We start from the raw sequence: 975 nt of genomic DNA, 5'->3' as shown, positions 1-975 counted from the left end.
CATGGCGGGTGACGGGGGCTTTGCCATGCTCATGGGCGAGCTGCTGACGCTAAAGCAATTGAAGGCGCCCGTGAAAGTGGTCATCTTCAACAACAATAGCCTAGGCTTTGTAGAATTAGAAATGCGCGCGGCCGGTATTTTAGAGTACGGCACCGAACTGGAAAACCCCAACTTTGCGGCACTGGCCGAAGCGGCGGGCGTGCGGGGCATCCGTGTGCAAAACCCCGCCGACTTGCCCGCCGCCATTGCTCAAATGTTGGCGCATCCAGGGCCTGTTATTCTCGATGCTGTTGTGAAGCGCGCCGAGCTATCCATGCCGCCTACTATTGAAGCCAGTCAGGTGAAGGGCTTTAGCCTCTATACACTGAAAGCCATTATGAGCGGCCGGGGCGACGAAATACTAGAGTTGGCAAAAACTAACTTGTTGCGCTAGTGCCTCTGTATCGTTGCTGGCTAGACAGGCGACGGTATATATGATAGTACACTGTCATATCATTGACTTACCCAGGTGCAGTATTGTAGATTGAACGTTCTACCATATTTAGCCTGTTAATGCAAGGCAACAGGCGAGGGCAAACCACGCCGGTTACCTTTAAATTTGCCGAATCTGACCCACCTACGAAGCGTTCTGTTCCCTTGACTAACAAAGAAATCAAAGCCCTCATCTCCCTGCTCGACGACCCTGAAGTTGCCCCGCAGATTCAGGAGAAAATTCAGACTCTGGGCGAAACTATCATTCCGTTCCTGGAAGAGTCGTGGGAGGAAAGTCTTGATCCTCAGCAGCAGCAGCGCCTGGAGGATTTGATTCACCATTTGCAATTCGAAGGGTTGCAGCAGCGCCTGCGGGTATGGCGCGATTCTGGCGGCGAAAACCTGTTGGAAGGAATGTGGCTGATGAACTCGTATCAGTATCCGGATGCCGACTTCCAGGTGCTGAACCGGGCTATTGAGCAGTTGCGCTTTGAGGCTTGGACC

Annotated in this window: 1 protein-coding gene and 1 pseudogene; both read left to right on the top strand. The window is 52.9% G+C overall.

Annotated elements, in window-relative coordinates; all coding sequences use genetic code 11:
- Window positions 1-433, top strand: a 433-nt coding sequence (locus VI25_RS22425; RefSeq protein WP_055562932.1) for a thiamine pyrophosphate-dependent enzyme, incomplete at its 5' end; no start/stop codon positions are given.
- Window positions 434-636: 203 nt separating this feature from the next.
- Window positions 637-975 (top strand): annotated as a pseudogene (locus tag VI25_RS22420) (hypothetical protein); the annotation flags it as partial.

Source organism: Hymenobacter sp. AT01-02, from assembly GCF_000961955.2.
In the GTDB taxonomy this organism is placed as follows: Bacteria; Bacteroidota; Bacteroidia; order Cytophagales; family Hymenobacteraceae; genus Hymenobacter; species Hymenobacter mucosus.
Note: the sequence above shows the minus strand (reverse complement) of the source record. Positions and strands in the feature narration are given on the sequence as shown.